The 18,218-nt window shown below is 70.6% G+C and carries 18 protein-coding genes; 10 read left to right on the plus strand and 8 right to left on the minus strand.

The annotated features are described in order from the left end of the window. Positions 1-10 precede the first annotated feature (10 nt). The 6 genes from OG729_RS25870 to OG729_RS25895 all read left to right on the plus strand — a co-directional run bounded on the left by OG729_RS25870 (position 11) and on the right by OG729_RS25895 (position 5,610). The gene (locus tag OG729_RS25870) at positions 11-205 is read left to right on the plus strand and encodes a hypothetical protein (protein WP_360876049.1); all 195 of its coding nucleotides are present in this window, start codon (positions 11-13) and stop codon (positions 203-205) included. 10 nt (positions 206-215) lie between these two features. Further along, a complete protein-coding gene (malQ, locus tag OG729_RS25875; RefSeq protein ID WP_405808266.1) occupies positions 216-2,495 on the plus strand; it encodes a 4-alpha-glucanotransferase in 2,280 nt (759 codons plus the stop codon). 20 nt (positions 2,496-2,515) lie between these two features. Continuing rightward, positions 2,516-2,749: a hypothetical protein gene (locus OG729_RS25880; protein WP_360876053.1), complete on the plus strand. Its 234-nt coding sequence runs from the start codon at positions 2,516-2,518 to the stop codon at positions 2,747-2,749. Between the two features lie 197 nt (positions 2,750-2,946). Then, a complete protein-coding gene (locus OG729_RS25885) occupies positions 2,947-3,870 on the plus strand; it encodes a DMT family transporter (RefSeq protein WP_405808267.1) in 924 nt (307 codons plus the stop codon). 139 nt (positions 3,871-4,009) lie between these two features. Continuing rightward, positions 4,010-4,588, plus strand: coding sequence for a dihydrofolate reductase family protein (locus tag OG729_RS25890; protein ID WP_405808268.1), 579 nt, complete (start codon positions 4,010-4,012; stop codon positions 4,586-4,588). Between the two features lie 110 nt (positions 4,589-4,698). Further along, entirely contained in the window at positions 4,699-5,610 is a 912-nt protein-coding gene (locus tag OG729_RS25895; protein ID WP_405808269.1) for a LysR substrate-binding domain-containing protein, read from the plus strand. Between the two features lie 138 nt (positions 5,611-5,748). Here the strand turns inward: OG729_RS25895 and OG729_RS25900 are convergent, their stop codons facing one another. After that, on the minus strand, positions 5,749-6,351 hold the full coding sequence (locus OG729_RS25900) for an NADPH-dependent FMN reductase (RefSeq protein WP_405808270.1): 603 nt from the start codon (positions 6,349-6,351) through the stop codon (positions 5,749-5,751). A gap of 148 nt (positions 6,352-6,499) precedes the next feature. Here OG729_RS25900 and OG729_RS25905 point away from each other — a divergent pair, with 148 nt between their 5' ends. The 3 genes from OG729_RS25905 (at position 6,500) to OG729_RS25915 (ending at position 9,486) form a co-directional block, all read left to right on the plus strand. After that, the gene (locus OG729_RS25905) at positions 6,500-7,360 is read left to right on the plus strand and encodes a helix-turn-helix transcriptional regulator (protein ID WP_360876063.1); all 861 of its coding nucleotides are present in this window, start codon (positions 6,500-6,502) and stop codon (positions 7,358-7,360) included. A 127-nt stretch (positions 7,361-7,487) separates the two neighbouring features. Next, positions 7,488-8,372 carry a methyltransferase domain-containing protein gene (locus tag OG729_RS25910; RefSeq protein ID WP_360876065.1) on the plus strand — a complete coding sequence of 295 codons (885 nt, stop codon included), beginning with the start codon at positions 7,488-7,490 and terminating at the stop codon, positions 8,370-8,372. Positions 8,373-8,376: 4 nt separating this feature from the next. Further along, entirely contained in the window at positions 8,377-9,486 is a 1,110-nt protein-coding gene (locus OG729_RS25915) for a hypothetical protein (RefSeq protein WP_405808271.1), read from the plus strand. A gap of 2 nt (positions 9,487-9,488) precedes the next feature. On the opposite strand, the gene OG729_RS25920 is transcribed toward OG729_RS25915, so the two are convergent. The 6 genes from OG729_RS25920 to pepN form a co-directional block, all read right to left on the minus strand. Further along, positions 9,489-10,856, minus strand: coding sequence for a cytochrome P450 (locus OG729_RS25920; RefSeq protein ID WP_405808272.1), 1,368 nt, complete (start codon positions 10,854-10,856; stop codon positions 9,489-9,491). After that, positions 10,853-11,473, minus strand: a complete 621-nt coding sequence (locus OG729_RS25925; protein WP_360876071.1) for an ATP/GTP-binding protein — start codon at positions 11,471-11,473, stop codon at positions 10,853-10,855. Before OG729_RS25925 ends, OG729_RS25920 begins: the two co-directional genes overlap by 4 nt. Beyond that, the gene (locus tag OG729_RS25930; RefSeq protein WP_360876073.1) at positions 11,454-11,813 is read right to left on the minus strand and encodes a DUF742 domain-containing protein; all 360 of its coding nucleotides are present in this window, start codon (positions 11,811-11,813) and stop codon (positions 11,454-11,456) included. The genes OG729_RS25925 and OG729_RS25930 overlap by 20 nt, the downstream gene beginning before the upstream one ends. Further along, the gene (locus tag OG729_RS25935) at positions 11,810-12,226 is read right to left on the minus strand and encodes a roadblock/LC7 domain-containing protein (protein ID WP_360876075.1); all 417 of its coding nucleotides are present in this window, start codon (positions 12,224-12,226) and stop codon (positions 11,810-11,812) included. Before OG729_RS25935 ends, OG729_RS25930 begins: the two co-directional genes overlap by 4 nt. Further along, positions 12,223-13,644 (minus strand): sensor histidine kinase, encoded by a 1,422-nt coding sequence (locus OG729_RS25940; protein WP_405808273.1) that lies wholly within the window; start codon positions 13,642-13,644, stop codon positions 12,223-12,225. The genes OG729_RS25935 and OG729_RS25940 overlap by 4 nt, the downstream gene beginning before the upstream one ends. Positions 13,645-13,813: 169 nt before the next feature. After that, positions 13,814-16,384 (minus strand): aminopeptidase N, encoded by a 2,571-nt coding sequence (gene pepN, locus OG729_RS25945; protein ID WP_405808274.1) that lies wholly within the window; start codon positions 16,382-16,384, stop codon positions 13,814-13,816. A 173-nt stretch (positions 16,385-16,557) separates the two neighbouring features. On the opposite strand from pepN, the gene OG729_RS25950 reads away from it, so the two are divergent. Beyond that, entirely contained in the window at positions 16,558-17,073 is a 516-nt protein-coding gene (locus OG729_RS25950; RefSeq protein ID WP_405808275.1) for a DUF1203 domain-containing protein, read from the plus strand. A gap of 107 nt (positions 17,074-17,180) precedes the next feature. Here OG729_RS25950 and OG729_RS25955 read toward each other — a convergent pair whose 3' ends face one another. Further along, entirely contained in the window at positions 17,181-18,209 is a 1,029-nt protein-coding gene (locus OG729_RS25955; RefSeq protein ID WP_360876083.1) for an aspartate-semialdehyde dehydrogenase, read from the minus strand. Positions 18,210-18,218: the final 9 nt, after the last annotated feature.

Consider the following 18,218-nt stretch of genomic DNA (forward strand, 5'->3'; position numbering starts at 1 on the left):
AGTGACCGTCGTGGCCGCATCCGCTCATCTGCTGCTCTCCGCCCTGTCCAAACAGGTCCCGGGCCCCGGCCCGCTGACCAGCGAGCCCCCGCTCCCCGACGCCGCCCCTCTCACCAGCGAACCGCCTCTCGCCGAGGTCACGCCCCTCACCAGCGAGCCGACCGCCCCCGGGACGGCCGGAGGCACCCAGTCCCCAGGAGTCTGAAGGAGTCTTCATGGGCCTTGCCCGGCTTGCCGCGCTGCACGGAGTCGCCACGGCGTACGCGCCCTCGGAGGGCGTCAGCGTCGCTGTCCCCGACGCCACGGTCGTCGCGGTTCTCGCCGCGCTCGGGGTCGATGCCGCCACACCCACGGCGTTACGTGACGCGCTGGCCCGCGCCGAGTCCGCCGCGGCGGAGCGGCTGCTGCCGCCGACGGTGGTCCTGTGGGGCGAGGGTGAGGTCCCGCCGCCGCTGACCGGGCTCCCCGCGGGCACGACCGTGCGGGTCGAGCGGGAGGCGGGCGGGACGGTGGAGTGGGTGACGCCTGCGTCGGGGGGCACGGTCGGGCCTGAGCCGCGCGGCCCCGGTGGGCAGGCTGTGGAGACCGAGTCCGGCCCCGGTGGACCGGCTGCGGCGAGCGAGTCCGCCCCCGGTGGGCCGACTGCCGCGACCTGGCCCCCTGCCGCCGCCGAGCGTGGTCCCGGCGGTCCCGCTGCCGCCGCCGAGCGTGGTCCCGGGTGGCACCGACTTCCCCATGGTGTGCACCAGTTGTACGTCTCCGCTCCCGACGGGCGCGCCGCCCGCGCCGCTCTCGTCGTCGCGCCTGTCCGGGCGCCGCAGTCTCAGGGGCGCTCGTACGGCTTTCTCGTACAGCTCTACTCCCTCCTCTCCGCCCGCTCCTGGGGCATGGGCGACCTCGGCGATCTCGCCGAGCTCGCCACCTGGTCCGGGCGGGCGCTCGGGGCCGGGTTCGTGCAGGTCAACCCGCTGCACGCGGCCGTACCCGGCGCGCCCACCGACCCCTCCCCGTACCGGCCGTCGTCGCGCCGCTTCCCCGACCCCGTCCATCTGCGGATCGAGGACATCCCCGAGTACGCGAACGTCGGCGCCCACGACCGCAAACGGCTGGACGCGCTCCGCGAGAAGGCGGCCGAGCTGCGCGAATCGGTGCTGCAGAAGGGCGCGTTGATCGACCGGGACGCCGTCTGGGCGCTCAAGCGCGAGGCCCTGGAGATCGTGTACGGCGTCCCGCTGAGCCCCGGCCGCCGCGCCGCCTACTGCGACTTTCTGGCCGAGCAGGGCCGGGCCCTGGAGGACCATGCCACCTGGTGCGCCGTCGCCGAGCTGCACGGCCCCGACTGGCACTCCTGGCCGGCCGGCCTGAAGGACCCGCGTTCGGCCGAGACCGCCCGCGCCCGGTACGAGCTGATGGACCGGGTCGACTTCCACAGCAGGCTCGCCTGGCTGACCGACCGGCAGCTGGCCGCCGCAGGGCGGGCCGCGCGCGAGGCGGGCATGGGCGTCGGCATCGTCCATGACCTGGCCGTCGGCGTACATCCCGGCGGCGCGGACGCCTGGGCGCAGGGGGAAGTCTTCGCCGCCGGGATGTCGGTGGGTGCCCCGCCGGACGCGTTCAACGCACGCGGCCAGGACTGGGGTCTGCCCCCGTGGCGGCCCGATGTGCTGGCCGCGTCCGGTTACGCCCCCTACCGCGGACTGCTGCGCGGCCTCCTGCGCAACGCGGGCGCGCTGCGCATCGACCATGTCATGGGCCTGTTCCGCCTCTGGTGGGTCCCGCAGGGCAGCCCGCCCACCGACGGCACGTATGTCCGCTACGACGCGGAGGCGATGCTCGCGGTCCTCGTCCTGGAGGCCCACCGCGCGGGCTCGATCGTCATAGGGGAGGACCTCGGCACGGTCGAGCCGGGGGTGCGCGAGGCCCTGACCCGCCGGGGCGTGCTGGGCACCTCCGTGCTCTGGTTCGAGCGCGACTGGGCGGGCACGGGCCGCCCGCTGCCGCCCGAGCAGTGGCGCGAGGGCTGCCTGGCCACCGCCACCACGCACGATCTGCCGTCCACAGCGGCCCGGCTGACCGGCGAGCATGTGGCGCTGCGGCACCGTCTCGGCCTGCTCACCCGCCCTTTGGAGCAGGAGCGCACCGAGGACGCCGCGGACGTCGCCGAATGGCTCGGCGTGCTGGGCGGCCTCGGCCTGCTGCCCGAGGGCACGGGCGACGAGGAGGGCCAGATCCGCGCGGTCTACCGCCTTCTGCTGCGTACGCCCGCGCGCATGGTCGGCATCTGGCTGCCGGACGCGGTGGGCGACCGCCGCCCGCAGAATCTGCCGGGCACCTGGGACGAGTATCCGAACTGGCGGCTGCCCGTCGCGGACGCCGATGCGCGCCCGGTCACCCTGGAGGAGCTGGCGGCCTCGCCCCGGCTGCACGCTCTGTTGGAGGTCTTCGGTCCCCGGGGCCTGCCCCGTACGGCACCCCCGGACGCGCGACCCGGATAGGCGTTCGCTACGTTGGCATCGTGGACAAGAAGAACGCTTTGCGCGCCGGCGCCGTCGCGGCCGGTACGACGCTGATGATGCTGCTCCTGTCGTCGCCCGCGCTCGCCCTGACGCCCGACGACGGTGACGACCCGGGCCAGGGCCTGAGCGTGGCCGAGACGGTGGGCCTGTATGTCGCTCTGCCGCTGGCGATCTTCGCGGTGATCGCGGGCCTGGTGATGGTCCTCGACAAGTCGAGGAAGCCGCAGAGCTGATCTTTTCCAAGGGCGCCTCGGGGTGAGTCATCCCCTGAGGCGCCCTTGTCGTGTGCCCGCGCGCTGATCGTTCAGTCGATCGTTCAGCCAATCGTTCAGTTTTTCTGAAGGTAATCGTCGAAAGTATTCGATGGACCTAAGGCTTTTCTCGCTGCGACGGTGGATTCACCGGAGATCGACCAGCGAGAGGGGCACTGATGGCAGTACTGGACCGCGTCCGCAGCAGTGAAGCGACGGGGAGGGCGCGAGGGGCCGCGGGCATCGGGCTCCTGTTCGCCGCCGTCGCGACGGTTGTCTGGTCGGGGAGCTTCGTCACCTCCCGCGCGCTGCACGACTCGGTCCCGCCCGTGCAGGCCGCCTTCTGGCGCTGGATCATCGCGATCGCCGCCGTCGCGCCCTTCGCGCTGCGCGAGACCTGGCGCCAACGGGCGTTGATACGCCGCCACTTGGGGTATGTCGTACTCGCCGCGCTGCTCGGCGTCGCTGTCTACAACACCCTCGTCAACCAGGCCGGCCTGACCACCCCGGCCGGCCACATGGGCATGATCATGGCCGCCTCGCCCGTCCTGATGGCGGTGTACGAACGCCTCGGCGGGAAGCGGCTCGGTGCGCGCCGCCTGGTCGGGATGGCCGTCGCCTGCGCCGGAGTTCTGCTGCTCGTCGGCAACGGGTCCCCGGCGCCGGCCTTCGCTGCCGGTGATCTGTGGATGTTCGGGGCGGCGCTGAGCTTCGCGTCGTACAGTGCACTGCTGCGGCGGCGTCCCGCCGGAATCGGGCCGCTCTCCTTTCTCTTCACGACGTTCGTGCTGGGTGCGCTGATGCTGGCGCCGGTGTACGGGGTCAGCCTGGCCGTCCAGGGCGGCTTCGAGCCGACGGCCGAGACGGTGGGGCCGCTGGTGTACGTGGGTGTCTTCTCCTCCGCCATCGCCTTTTTCGCCTGGAACAAGGCGATCGCCGCGATCGGCGCGGCGCGCGCCGGGGTCGTCTACTACCTGCAGCCGGTGTGCGTGGCGGTGCTCTCCTTCGCCCTGCTGGGGGAGGCGACCGGGCCGCTGCAGATTCTGTGCATGGCGCTCATTCTGGGCGGGGTGATGCTGGGGGCGGCGGGCCGGGCCAACTGAGGCCGCGGAAAAGGGTGTTGCATTACCACTACGAGTGAAGCACTATGACTGTCGTGGTTGTGGGCGGCGGGTGCCGCTCTCGACGCGCATCACTTGATTCACTTGATGCGCACCACTTCGACGACTGAAGAGGTTCGGCTTGCGAAAGCTCGTGTACTACATCGCCGTTTCCATCGACGGCTTCATCGCCGCCCCCGACGGGGACGGCAGCGTCTATCCGATCAGCGAGGAGTTCACGGCGTACTCCGCGGCGGAGTACCCGGAGACCCTCCCCACGCACGTCCGCCCGATGCTCGGCATCGCGGACGCGGCGAACGTGCACTTCGACACCGTTGTGATGGGGCGCCGCACCTATGAGCCGGCGCTGCAGATCGATGTCACCAGCCCGTATGCGCATATGCGGCAGTACGTCGTCTCGCGCAGCCTCAAGGAGTCGCTCGACCCGGCGGTGGAGGTCGTGCCCGGCGACGTGGTCGCGAAGATCCGTGAACTCAAGGCGGAGGACAGCGATCTCGGGATCTACCTCTGCGGCGGTGGGGATTTGGCGGGGCAGTTGCGCGACGAGATCGACGAGTTGCACGTCAAGACGTATCCGGTGGTGCTCGGGGCCGGCGTGCCGATGTTCACGGCGGAGTACGGCGCACAGGACTTCGAGGTCATGAGCAGCCGGGTCTTCGACAACGGTCTGATCTTCACGACGTACCGCAGGAAGCGGTAGCGCCGCGCTCGGCCGGGTCGACGAGCGGTCCGGTTAACGTGCGGTCCGGTTAACGTGCGGTCCGGTCGACGTGCGGTCCGGTTAACGTGCGGTCCGGTTAACGTGCGGGCATGACCGAGTGGGACATCAAGAAGCTCCAGATCCTGCGCACGCTCAGCGAGCGGGGGACCGTGACGGCGACCGCCGAGGCGCTGCTGATGACTCCGTCGGCCGTGTCGCAGCAGCTCTCCAACCTGGCCAAGCAGCTCGGCGTGCCGCTCCTCGAGGCGCAGGGACGGCGGGTGCGGCTCACCGACGCGGCGCATCTGGTGCTGCGGCACGCTGAGGCGGTCTTCGCCCAACTGGAGCGGGCGGACGCGGAGTTGGACGGACATCTGCGGGGCGATGCCGGTCTGGTGCGAGTGGGGGCCTTTTCGACGGCGGTGCCCGCGCTGGTGGTGCCGGCGGTGCAGCGGCTGCGGGAGGCGCACCCCTTGCTGGAGGTGCGGGTCAGGGAGGCGGAGGCGGCCGAGGCGTACGAGCTCCTGGCGTCCGGGGACGTGGATGTCGCGCTGTCCCTCGCGGCGCACGCGCCGACTGCCCGCGACGGGAGGTTCAGCCGCGTCCCGCTGCTGGCCGACCCGCTGGACGTGGCCCTGCCGGCCGGGCACCTGCTGGCGTCGGTCGAGGGGCTGCGGCTGGCGGATCTGTCCGGCGAGCCGTGGATCTTCGGGGGCAGCGGCCCGTGGTCGGAGATCACGCTGGCGGCGTGCGAGGCGGCGGGCTTCGTCCCGGAACAGGCCCATTCGGCGGCGGGCTGGACGGCGATCCTGTCGATGGTGGAGGCGGGCATGGGGGTGGCGCTGGTCCCCCGGATGGCGACGGAGGGCGGCGCGCGACGGGCGGGGGTGGTGATGCGGGTGCTGACGGGGGAGCAGCCGAGGAGGCATGTGGTGGCAGCGGTGCGGAGGGGTGCGGAGGAGGGGAGGGGCGTCGGGAGGGTGCTGGGGGCGCTGAGAAGGGTGGCGCAACGGCTGGGGTGAGCGGGGTGGGCTGACGCCCCCGTCCCCGGGAGCGCCAGACGCGCCGGGCGGCCCCGTCCCCCGGGAGCGCCAGACGCGCCGGGCGCCCCTGTCCCCCGGGAGCGCCAGGTCCGCGCGGGCGGGATGCCTCCTGCAGAGCTACGCCGCGCCGAAAGGGCGGTCGCGGCGGGCGGTGTGGAGGATCGAGGCCCACCAGTCGAGTTGGGAAAGCAGGACCTTTGCCGCGGCGTTCGGGCCCTCCGGGTCCTTCAGGGTGGCGTCGGGGGCGAAGAGTTCGTAGTAGCGCGGGAACGAGACATAGTCCCGGATCGTGTGGGCGTGCAGTTCGCCGAAGACCTGGCGCAGTTGCTCTATCGCCAGCAGGCCGCCGCTGGCTCCGCTGTAACCCACGAAGCCGACCGGCTTCGCCTGCCACTCCGTGTAGTGCCAGTCGATCGCCGCCTTCAGCGACGCGGGGAAACTGCGGTTGTAGTCCGGGGTCACCACCACGAACGCATCGGCCGTACGCAGCCGCCGCGTGAGGTCCTCCATCTCAGCGGGGCGGGGCATGCCGGGATCGAGCGCCGGCGGGACCGGCGGGAGTGCGAGCGGCAGTGGTGTGTCCGCCAGGTCGATGACGTCCACCGTGAAGCGGCCGTGCTGCTCGGCCTGTTCGGCGAACCAGTTCGCGACCACCGGGCCGAAACGGCCCTCCCTGACGCTTCCGATGATCACTGCGAGTTTGAGGGGCTCATTGGGCATGGCTGTGTGCTCCGGCTTCGAAATCGTGGGTGACCCCGGCGGTCACCTCCGTCCAAACTGCCGGGCGAGGCCCGGGCCAGGGAGGCCGCGCTCAGGCTGGTAGCAGCAGGGCCACCCACCCCGCAGCCCCCGCCGGTACCTTCGAAGCGTGAGCGACAACGAGCTCGGTATCTTCCTGCGTACGCGCCGCGAAGCCGTCACCCCGGCCCGGGCCGGGCTGCCCGCCGGCCCCCGGCGGCGTACGCCCGGGCTGCGCCGGGCCGAGGTGGCCACGCTTGCCGGAGTCAGCGTCGAGTACGTGACCCGGCTGGAGCAGGGGCGCGACCGGCGGCCGTCCGTGCAGGTGCTCTCCGCGCTCGCCGAGGCGCTCCGGCTGACCCCGAACGAGCGCATCCATCTGCACCGGCTCACCAAGGCCGCCGACGGCGGCTTCGCCTGCATGGGCGGCGCATCCGGCGCATCGCCCAACCGCGCCGTCCGCCCCACCGTGCAGACCCTCCTCGACCGCCTCGAACCCACCCCCGCCGTGCTCCTCAACCGGCTCGGCGAACTCCTTGCCTGGACCGAGGCGTACGAGCGGCTCGCCGGGCCGGTCGGACTGCTCGACGGCACCCCGCCCAGCCTCGTGCGCTTCGTGTTCACCGACCACCGCGCCCGTACCGCCTACCCCGACTGGGACCGCATCGCCGACGAGCAGGTCGCCGCCATCAAGCAGGGGCCATTTCGTGCGGACCCCCATATCGCGGTGCTCGCCGACGAGTTGACCGTTACGGCCGGGTCCGACTTCGCCGGTCGCCTCGAGCGGATCCCCGGCCTCCCCGAGCCCCGCGGCATCGAACGGCTGGTCCACCCCGAGGCCGGTGAGCTGCGCCTTGCGTACGAAACCCTCGAACTTCCCGTCGACGACGGCCAGCGGCTGATGGTCCATCTTCCCGCCGACGATGCCACGTCCGCCGCGCTCGACCGCCTTGTCGGCCGCCGCCCGGGCCGACTCCGCGCACTGGCCTGATGGTGTCAATGTGGAAGCTGTAATGGAGAATTGACGGTGTGACACCAGAGGCGGGGGTGACAGAAACGATCATTTTCGGGCAGAGTTGAAGCGCCCGGTCACCCCCCCCAGGACGCACGGAGACCCGATGGAACAGAGCCTCGTCGCGTTCGACGAGACCCAAGTGCCGATCTACTACTCACGTAAGACGGCCGACATCCTGCACAAGTACGGTCCCGGTCCCCGCATCCACTTCCACATGGGCCTGTTCGCCCCCGGTGCGACTCCCAACACCACGGTCTCTCAGCGCGCGCTCAAACAGCGCATCGTTGCCTCCCAGGAAGCCATAGTCGACCACGCGGCCCGCAGCTGGGGCGCGTACACAGAGCCTCCACGACGCCTCCTCGACATCGGCTGCGGAGTCGGCGGCGGCTCCCTCTACTGGGCCCAGGAGCACGGCACCAAGGTCACCGGACTCACCGTCGCCGGTGAACACATACCGGTCATCGAGGAGTTCGCCCGGCAGGCCGGCGTCGCATCGCTCGTCAGCCCGCGTCTCGTCGACGTACACGACTTCGTACCTGGCCGAAAGAAGTTCGACGCCGCGTATGCGAACGAAAGTTCGGGTTACATGGACCGAGAACGGCTCTTCGAGGTCGTGGCCAAGGCGCTGAGACCCGGCGGCTGGTTCGGCATCCAGGAACACTTCATCTGCCGTCCCGAGTGGACAGAGTTCATCGACGGCTACTACAAGACACGCCTCGGTACCCTCAGCGAGTACATATTCGCCGCCGAGGCCGCCGGCTTCGAGCTGGAGCAGGACGAGGACGTCACCGACCGGGTCGCCGAGTTCTGGGTGCAGTCCATGGCCTGGAACACCGCCGAGCTGGACCGCGTCGAGCGCGGCGGCGAGCGGGACGCCTGGTCCCGGGAGCGGCTGATCGAGTCGACGATCACGCACGGCAAGCTGTTCCGCATCTGGCGCGACCACGCGATGGAGACCAAGTTGCTGATGTTCCGGCTGGGGGGCTGACCCAATGCCTCCTGTGTACGCGAAGGGCGGCCGCCCTTCCCGCATCGGCTGGGAACTGCCCCCGTTCTACTGCCCGTTCAACGAGAAGCAGGTCCATCCCAAGGCGGCGGAACTCGAGCAGCGCGCCATCGAGTGGATCGATAAGTTCGGAATCTATCCGGACGCGACCGAGCGCGCGTGGGGTCTTGCCACTCACAGCGCGGACTTCACCAGCCGCATCATCCCGTACGGCGACGTCGAGCCGGTGCTGCTGTTCATCGAGTGGAACTACTGGGCCCACGCCGTCGACGACTGGCAGGACTCGGGCTCCACAGCCACCCGCACCGCGGACATCGCAGACCACAGTGTGCGCCTGGTGCGCGCCATCGAGGCGCCGGGCTCGCAGCTGCTGCCGCCCGGCCCGCTGACCACCGCGCTCGACGACCTGGTGGCCCGCACCCGCGCCATGCTCACGCCCTTCCAGCTGCGCCGCTTCACCGAGGGCACCAGGGACTGGCTGTTCGGCGCGGGATGGCAGACCTCCAACGCCGAGCGCAAGGTGATGCCGTCGCTCAACGACTTCGCGGCAATGCGGATGTCGGTCAACGGCACCCGCTTCACGCTCGCCTGGTGCGACGCATCGAACGGCATCCAGGTGCCGGCCGACGTGCTCTACTCCGCGCCGGTTCAGGCGCTGACCGACGCGGCCGGCTTCATCGTCTCCTGCGACAACGACCTCTACTCGTACAACAAGGAGGACCACCAGGACCCCTGGGAGCAGAACCTGCTCAATGTGGTCGCCCGCCACGAGGGCTGCACGCCCGCCGAGGCGATCGGGCCCGCGGTCGCACTTCGGGATCGAGTCATGACCCTGTTCGTACGGCTCAGGGAGCAGCTCTGCGCCGGCGCGGACGAACAGCTCACCCGCTATCTCGACTCACTCGGGCACTATGTGTCCGGCTGCATCGAGTGGCAGAACCTGGCGCCACGCTTTACCAGCCCCCGCAACCGGAACGCACTTCCCGTCGAGGGCGCTTCGTACGACATCACCTGGCGGGACACCCCCAGCGACCCGAGCGTCGAGCCGCTGCCCGTCCCGGCGATCGCCTGGTGGTGGCAGCAGCTCGACGCTTGAACTCAGCGGCCCAGCAGGCGGGCCCACCACGAGCGCCGTGCCGGCCGCTCCGTGTCCGCGGGAACGGACACGGGTACGGGCGGCGCGGCAGCCTCGGGAAGCGGCTGCGCCATGGGCGTACGGGGCAGCTGCGAGTTCGCCGTCACCGTGCTGCCGCCCGGCACGAACGACACCGGCAGCGAGATCAGCTGCCGTGACATCAGTGATGAGTCGTAACGCAACTCGTCCTCCGGAACGGCAAGTCGCAGGTCGGACAACCGGGCGAGCAGTACGTCGATGCCGGTGTCCGCGATGGCGCGGCCGATGTCCTGGCCCGGGCACTCGTGCGGGCCGCCGCTGAACGCGAGGTGCGAGCGGTTGCCGTGCACCGGCTGCGACAGATCGGGCCGGATCTCCGGGTCGGCGTTGCCCGCGGCCAGACCGAGCAGCAGCATGTCACCGGCCTTGATCTGCCGGCCGCCCAGCACGGTGTCCCCGGTCGCCCAGCGGCCCAGCACCGTGGCGAGCGGCGGCTCGTCCCACAGGACCTGCTCCAGCGCGTCCGGCAGGGTCATATGACCGCCCGAGAGGCTGGCGCGGAAGCGACGGTCCGTGAGCACCATCCGCAGGGTGTTCGCGATCAGGTTCGCGGTCGTGGTGAACGCCGCGATCAGCACCAGGCGCAGATGCTCGATGATTTCCTCGTCCGTGAGCGACGTGGAGTGCTCCAGCAGCCAGGAGGCGAAGTCGCGCCCGGGCGCGGCCCGCTTGTGCTGCACCAGCTCCTTCAGCGCGACCGTGACGTACTCATTGCTCGACACCGCGGTCGCGGTGCCCTTGATCATGTCGCGCGCCGCCTCGACCAGACGGGGGCCGTACGAGTCGGGCATGCCGACGAGCTGCGTCATCACCAGCATGGGAAGCGGCTCGGCGAACTCGGCGACCAGATCGGCCTGTCCGCGGTCTATGAAGGTGTCGATCAGCTGGTCGGCGAAGCGCTTCACATAGCGGCGGATGCCGCGCCGGTCGAAGCGCTCCAGGGACTCGGTCACCGCGCCGCGCAGCCGCTCGTGCTCGGTGCCGTCCTGGAAGTTGCACACCGGCTGCCAGGCGGCGACGGGAGTCAGCGGGTGGTCCGGCGGGACCCTGCCCTCCTGCATGTCGCGCCAGCGGCGCGAGTCGCGCGAGAACCGCGACGGCGTACGGGCCACGTCCAGGTTCTCCCGGTGCCCGAGCACCAGCCAGGCCGGCAGATCGCCCTGGACCAGGACAGGTGCCACCGCGCCGTGCTCGGCGCGCAGCTTCTCGTACAGGCCCGTCGGATCGGCCTCGGCCTCGGGGCCGTACAGCCGGTGCGCGGGGCAGCCCGGCGGGGGAGTGGGGGTGGTCACGATGCCTCCGTGGTCACGGCGAGGGACTGCAGATAGCGCATCAGCGTCATCAGTACGTCACGGCTGGAGCCGCGCAGCCGGGCGTCGCACTCGACGATCGGCACGGCCGCCGGCAGATCGAGTGCGCCGCGCAGCTCTTCAAGGGGGTAACTCGGCGCGTCCGGGAAGGAGTTGACGGCGACCACGAAGGGCACCCGGCGCTCCTCCAGACGCCCGATGACGTCGAAGCTCACTTCGAGGCGGCGGGTGTCGACCAGCACCACCGCGCCCAGCGCGCCCTCGAACAGGCCGCGCCACAGGAACCAGAAGCGCTCCTGGCCGGGGGTGCCGAACAGATAGAGCACCAGCTCCTCGTTGATGCTGATGCGGCCGAAGTCCATGGCGACCGTGGTCGACGTCTTGCGCTCCACGCCATGGGTGTCGTCGACGCCGACCCCGGCCTGGGTCATCGTCTCCTCGGTGGTCAGCGGTCTGATCTCGCTCACCGAGCCGACCAGGGTCGTCTTGCCGACTCCGAAGCCGCCCACGATGACCACTTTGACGGCGGCCGTGGCCGTCTGTGGCAGCACGTCCTCGCTGCGCGGCCCCACGGCCTGCTCAGAGCTTCTGAAGTCCATCGATCACTGCCTCAATCAAAGCGCGGTCGGGGAGTTGGGCGGGCGGGACCGGAGCGCGGGCCGCCACCCGGCCCTCGGCGAGCAGATCGCTGAGCAGCACGGTGACGACGCTCACCGGGAGGCTCAGATACGCGGAGATCTCGGCCACCGAGAGCGGGGAGTGGCAGAGCCGGACGATCGCGGCGTGCTCCGGCTGCATACCGGGCCGGGGACCCGACTTGGCCACGATCAGCGTGACCAGGTCGAGCGTGGTGGGCGCGGAGGAGCCGCTGCGGCCGCCGGTGATGACGTAGAGCCGCTCGGGGCTGCTGTCATCCCAGTCCCCGCCCGGGTCGCTCACGCGGTGTGTCCCTCGTGCCGGGGCGGTGTGCTGAGGTGCTCGCCGATCCGCAGCACGAGGTCCCGCATCCGCTGGCCCATCAGCCCGGCGTCGACACCTTCGTCGGCCAGCACGGCGAGGAACGCGCCCGCTCCGGCCGCCATCAGATAGAAGAAGCCGCCGTTCATCTCGATGACGACGAGGTGCATCCGCCCGTCGCTGTGCGGGAGTTCGGAGGCGACCGCACCCGCGAGGCTCTGCAGCCCGGCGCAGGCGGCGGCCAGCCGGTCGGCGGTGTCGTTGTCGGAGCCGTACTGCGCCATCCGGAGCCCGTCCGCGGACAGCACGACCACGTTCCTGGTCTGCGGGACGCCCTCTGCCAGGTCCTTGAGCATCCAGTCCATGTTGGTCTGGTTGGACTGCTGCTGAATCATGGCTGCGTGTTCCCCTTGTTCGTCTGGGTGGGCTCACCGGACAGGCCGCTCTGGAAGGCGGCCAGCCACATGCCGGGCTGCACGGCGGGTGCGGACTCCGGCTCGGGCGCCGCGGCCGCGGCCGGTGCGGTGACGGGGGCCTTGCGACGGCGCTGCGGCAGACCGAGGGCGGTCCGCTCGGTCACAACCGGCACGTCGTCGTCCGGGGTGCTGGGTCCGGTGACCGGGCGCGCCTGCCGCTCGTCGATGACCGGGACGGCCGCACGGGGGCCGGAGGAGGTGCCGATGCCGTGCGCGATACCTGTCGCCGATGCGGCGGTGGTGATGAGCTCCTGCGGTACGACGAGGACGGCACGCACACCGCCGTACGCCGAGGAGCGCAGCGAGACCTGGAATCCGTACGCCTGCGAGAGCCGTCCGACCACGGCGAGGCCGAGCCGGGGCGTCTCGCCGAGATCGTTGACATCGATGCCCTGCTGGGCCTGGCGGAGCATGCGCTCGGCCCGCTTGCGGGCCTCCTCGCTCATGCTCACACCGCCGTCCTCGATCTCGATGGCGATGCCCGACTGCACCTCGACGGCGGTCAGATGGACCTTGGTCTGCGGCGGCGAGTAGCGCGTCGCGTTGTCGAGGAGCTCGGCGAGCGCGTGGATCAGCGGCTCGACGGCGGTGCCGACGACGGCGACCTCGGAGGCCGAGTGCAGCTCGACGCGCTGGTAGTCGATGATCCGCGACATGGCGCCGCGCATCACGCTGTAGAGCGGTACGGCCTTGCTCCACTGGCGGCCGGGCCGGGCGCCGCCGAGCACGGCGATGGAGTCGGCGAGCCGGCCGATCAGCGCGGTGCCGTGGTCGATCCGCAGCAGATCGCCGAAGACTTCGGGGGCCTTGCCGTGCCGGTCCTCCATCTCACGCAGTTCCTGGGCCTGTTGGTGCACGATGGCTTGAACTCGCCTGGCAATGTTCACGAACGCGCGCTGCGCGGACTCGCGCAGGTCTTCCTCGGCGACGACGGCGTCGAGCACCGAGCGCAGCACCGCCTGGTGCTCGGCCGGTGCGTCGAGCGAGTCGAGCACATCCTCGGGGAACTCGCCCTTGCGCAGCCGCTCCACCACCTGGGGCAGCAGCTCGCCGGCGAGCCGCGCGGTCTCGGCCTGCTGCCGCGAGAGCACCGCCTCGCGCTGCGCCAGCCGCTCCCTCAGCTCGGCGAGCTTCCGGCCCCTGCGCGCGGTCTCGGCGCAGGCGACAGCGACTATGGCGACGGCCCCGACACCGATCCAGACCACGGGGGTGCGCGCCGAACCGGAGACCAGGGCCGCCGCTACGGCTACGGCCACGGCGGTTGCCACGACGGGCAGGAGCCACGCGAAGGAGGCCGCGGTCCGCGGACTTCCGGTCGAGGTTTCCTGTCGGACCATCAGCACCCTCAAACCATCGAACTGGAAAGATCATATGACGACGGTCGGGAAGCATATCCGGCTTCTGTTACTCGAATTGACGCCGGGTCACCGAATTGGCGGGATGTTCACACAGCCGGCAAGCGGAAGGGCGCCGCAGGCCTCTGGCCTGCGGCGCCCTTTCATTCCACTATGCGGCCGCAGCGTCCGCGGCCTGGGCCTTCAGCGCCCGCTCGACGCCGGAGCGCGACTCCGAAATCAGCCGCCGCAGCGCCGCGTTCGGCTCGGCCGACTCCAGCCAGGCGTCCGTCGCGTCCAGCGTGGCCTGCGAGACCTGGAGCGAGGGGAAGAGCCCGATCGCGATCTGCTGGGCGATCTCATGGCTGCGGGACTCCCACACGCCCTTCACCGCCGCGAAGAACTTCTCCGTGTACGGGGCGAGCAGCTCGCGCTGATCGGTCTGGACGAAGCCCGCGATGACCGCCTCCTGCACGGCGTTCGGGAGCTTGTCGGACTCGACGACCGAGGCCCAGGACTCCGCCTTCGCCTCCGCGGTCGGCCGGGCGGCGCGCGCCGTGGTCGCGTGGCGCTCGCCCGCCGCCGTCTTGTCCCGCTCGTACTCCGCCGCGATCTCTTCCTCGTCGAGCAGGCCGACCGCCGCAAGCCGCTCCACGAACGCCCACCGCAGCTCGGTGTCCACCGCCAGGCCCTCGATGGACTCCGTGCCGTCGAGCAGCGCCTGCAGCAGGTCGAGTTGCTGCGGAGTGCGCGCGGTCGCCGCGAAGGCGCGCGCCCACGCCAGCTGGTGGTCGCTGCCCGGCTCCGCCGCACGCAGATGCGCCAGCGTCGCGTCCGTCCACTGCGTCAGACCCGCCTCGCGCCAGTCCGGCGCCGCATACAGGTCGATCGCCAGCTTCACCTGGCGGTGCAGCGACTGCACCACGCCGATGTCCGACTCCTTGCCGATGCCCGAGAGCACCAGCGAGAGATAGTCCCGCGCCGCCAGCTCGCCGTCGCGGGTCATGTCCCAGGCGGACGCCCAGCTCAGCGCGCGCGGCAGCGACTCGGTGAAGTCGCCGAGGTGCTCGGTGACGACCCGCAGCGACTCCTCGTCGAGGCGGACCTTCGCATACGTGAGGTCGTCGTCGTTGAGCAGGATCACCGCGGGACGGCGGGTGTTCTGCGGGAACGGCACATCCGTCAGCTCGCCGTCCACGTCCAGCTCGATCCGGTTCGTACGGACCAGCTTGCCGTTGGCGTCGAGGTCGTAGCAGCCGACCGCGATCCGGTGCGGGCGCAGCGTGGGCTCGCCCTTCGCGCCGGGCGGCAGCGCCGGGGCCTCCTGGCGTACGGAGAACGACGTGACGTATCCCTCCTCGGAGAGCTCGATCTCCGGGCGCAGGATGTTGATGCCCGCCGTCTGCAGCCACTTCTGCGACCAGGTCTTCAGATCGCGGCCGGAGGTCTCCTCGAGGGCGCCCAGCAGATCGGACAGCTGGGTGTTGGCGAAGGCGTGGGCCTTGAAGTACGCCTGTACACCGCTGAAGAACTCGTCCATGCCGACGTAGGCGACGAGCTGCTTGAGGACGGAGGCGCCCTTTGCGTACGTGATGCCGTCGAAGTTGACGAGAACGTCGTCCAGGTCCCGGATCTCGGCCATGATCGGGTGGGTGGACGGCAGTTGGTCCTGCCGGTACGCCCAGGTCTTCATGGAGTTCGCGAACGTGGTCCAGGAGTGCGGCCACTTCGAGTCCGGGTGGTACGCCTGGCAGGCGATCGAGGTGTAGGTGGCGAACGACTCGTTCAGCCACAGGTCGTTCCACCACTCCATGGTGACCAGATCGCCGAACCACATGTGGGCCAGCTCGTGCAGGATCGTCTCCGCCCGCACCTCGTACGCCGCGTCCGTCACCTTGGAGCGGAAGACGTACTGGTCGCGGATGGTCACCGCGCCCGCGTTCTCCATCGCGCCCGCGTTGAACTCCGGCACGAAGAGCTGGTCGTACTTGGCGAAGGGGTAGTCGTAGTCGAACTTCTCCTGGAACCACTCGAAGCCCTGCCGGGTGACCTCGAAGATCGCGTCGGAGTCCAGGAACTCGGCGAGCGAGGGCCGGCAGTAGACGCCGAGCGGAACGGACTGGCCGTCCTTCTCGTAGCTGCTGTGCACCGAGTGGTACGGGCCGACGATCAGCGCCGTGATGTACGTCGAGATCCGGGGCGTCGGCTCGAAGACCCAGACGTCGGCCTTGGGCTCCGGCGTCGGCGAGTTCGAGATGACGGTCCAGCCGGACGGCGCCTTCACGGTGAACTGGAAGGTGGCCTTCAGATCCGGCTGCTCGAACGAGGCGAATACGCGGCGCGCGTCCGGCACCTCGAACTGCGTGTAGAGGTATGCCTGTTGGTCCACCTGGTCGACGAAGCGGTGCAGACCCTCGCCGGTATTGGTGTACGCGCAGTCGGCGACGACCTTGAGCTCGTTCAGCCCCTGGTGCAGATGCTTGAGCGCGATTCGCGAATCGCGGAAGACGGCGGCGACATCCTGTGCCTTGCCGTTCAGTACGACTTGGTGCACGGCCGGGGCGACCAGGTCGATGAAGGTCTCCGTACCGTCCTCGGCGGAGTCGAAGCGCACGGTGGTCACGGACCGGTAGGTGCCGCCCTCCTGTGCGCCGCTGAGGTCGAGATCGATCTCGTACGAGTCGACGGTCAGCAGGCGGGCCCGCTGCTGCGCCTCTTCGCGGGTCAGATTCGTGCCAGGCACGCTGTCATCTCCTCGGTTTCGTGACGTTTGCGGCCATCCTTCCACGGGGCGCGGTGCGGCTGCCCGCCTTAATCCGGGTGCCGCGGGGTGCGGGTCCCGCGCGGTGCGGTGGAGCCGAATGCCATGTCCGATTTCCGCCGGAACCAGGGCCGCGGAAGCGCCACGCTGAACCCATGACCGAGACACCGACCGAGACACTCCGGACCGTGCGGCCCATCGAGCCCGCCGCCCTCAAGCAGCTCCGCGACACCGACGACGCGGGCCGCGCCTGCGTCCCGTACACCGACACCGAGGGAGATGCCCCGCTGCGCTGCTGTCTGCGCCCGAGCGGGATCGGTGAGCGGATCGCTCTCGTCTCGTACGCACCGCTGCGCCGCTGGGCCGCGGAGACCTGGGCCAGTCCCGGCGCGTACGACGAGCAGGGGCCCGTCTTCATCCACGCCGACGAGTGCGAGGGGCCGGGCGAGGACGACGGCTACCCGTTCGCGCGCCCGGGAGCGCTGCGGACACTGCGGCGGTACGACGCGGAGGGGCACATCGCAGGCGGCCGCCTCCTGGAGATCCCGTCGGCGGCGACGGAGGCGTTCGACGCGGCGCTCACGGAGGCGTTCGCGGACCCGGAGGTGGTGCTGGTGCACGTCCGGGCGGTGGAGTACGGCTGCTTCCTCTTCGAGGTCCGGCGGCCGTAGCCGGGGCTCCGCCCCGGACCCTGATCCTCAATCGCCAGACGGGCTGAATTTCAGCCCGTCTGGGGGTCCCCCCGGACGAAGTCTGGGGGAGATTGAGGACAAGACCGCTACGCGCGCAGCTCGTCCGCCACCAGCTCCGCGATCTGCACCGCGTTCAGCGCCGCACCCTTGCGCAGGTTGTCGTTCGACAGGAACAGCGCAAGGCCGTTCTCGACCGTCTCGTCCACCCGGATGCGGCCCACATACGACGCGTCCTTGCCCGCCGCCTGCAGCGGGGTCGGGATCTCCGAGAGCTCCACCCCCGGCGCGTCCTTCAGCAGCTCATACGCGCGCTCGATGCTGATCGGCCGCTCGAAGCGTGCGTTGACCTGCAGCGAGTGGCCGGAGAACACCGGCACCCGGACACATGTGCCGGAGACCTTGAGCTCCGGGATCTCCAGGATCTTGCGGGACTCGTTGCGGAGCTTCTGCTCCTCGTCGGTCTCGAAGGAGCCGTCGTCGACGAGGTTGCCGGCGAGCGGCAGGACGTTGAAGGCGATGGGGCGCTTGTAGACGCCGGGCTCGGGGAAGTCGACCGCCTCGCCGTCGAAGGTCAGCTGGTCGGCGGCCTCGGAGACCGCGCAGGCCTGGGCCTTCAGCTCGGCGACACCGGCCAGGCCGGAACCGGACACGGCCTGGTAGGTGGTGGCGACCAGCGCGGCGAGTCCCGCCTCCGCGTGCAGCGGCTTCAGCACCGGCATCGCGGCCATGGTCGTGCAGTTCGGGTTGGCGATGATGCCCTTGGGGCGGTCCTTGATCGCGTGCGGGTTGACCTCCGAGACGACCAGCGGCACCTCGGGGTCGCGGCGCCAGGCCGAGGAGTTGTCGATCACCACGGCACCCTGCGCGGCGACCTTCTCGGCGAGGGCCTTGGACGTCGCCCCGCCGGCCGAGAAGAGCACGATGTCCAGGCCGGAGTAGTCCGCGGTGGAGGCGTCCTCGATGGTGATGTCCTGGCCCTCCCACGTGAGGGTGGAGCCCGCGGACCGCGCGGAGGCGAACAGCCGGAGCTCGTCGACGGGGAACTTCCGCTCGGCGAGGATCTTGCGCATGACTCCGCCGACCTGACCGGTGGCTCCGACGATTCCGACCCTCACGGTGACTCC

The organism is Streptomyces sp. NBC_00210, from assembly GCF_045160975.1.
Lineage (GTDB): Bacteria > Actinomycetota > Actinomycetes > Streptomycetales > Streptomycetaceae > Streptomyces.

What these genes read in the sequence shown, in the direction of transcription:
- OG729_RS25935 (WP_360876075.1), bottom strand. Translation starts at nt 12,226, where the DNA reads ATGATTCAGCAGCAGTCCAACCAGACCAACATGGACTGGATGCTCAAG.
- OG729_RS25940 (WP_405808273.1), bottom strand. Translation starts at nt 13,644, where the DNA reads ATGGTCCGACAGGAAACCTCGACCGGAAGTCCGCGGACCGCGGCCTCC.
- OG729_RS25915 (WP_405808271.1), top strand. Translation starts at nt 8,377, where the DNA reads ATGCCTCCTGTGTACGCGAAGGGCGGCCGCCCTTCCCGCATCGGCTGG.
- OG729_RS25910 (WP_360876065.1), top strand. Translation starts at nt 7,488, where the DNA reads ATGGAACAGAGCCTCGTCGCGTTCGACGAGACCCAAGTGCCGATCTAC.
- OG729_RS25895 (WP_405808269.1), top strand. Translation starts at nt 4,699, where the DNA reads ATGACCGAGTGGGACATCAAGAAGCTCCAGATCCTGCGCACGCTCAGC.
- OG729_RS25900 (WP_405808270.1), bottom strand. Translation starts at nt 6,351, where the DNA reads ATGCCCAATGAGCCCCTCAAACTCGCAGTGATCATCGGAAGCGTCAGG.
- OG729_RS25885 (WP_405808267.1), top strand. Translation starts at nt 2,947, where the DNA reads ATGGCAGTACTGGACCGCGTCCGCAGCAGTGAAGCGACGGGGAGGGCG.
- malQ (WP_405808266.1), top strand. Translation starts at nt 216, where the DNA reads ATGGGCCTTGCCCGGCTTGCCGCGCTGCACGGAGTCGCCACGGCGTAC.
- OG729_RS25925 (WP_360876071.1), bottom strand. Translation starts at nt 11,473, where the DNA reads ATGGACTTCAGAAGCTCTGAGCAGGCCGTGGGGCCGCGCAGCGAGGAC.
- OG729_RS25950 (WP_405808275.1), top strand. Translation starts at nt 16,558, where the DNA reads ATGACCGAGACACCGACCGAGACACTCCGGACCGTGCGGCCCATCGAG.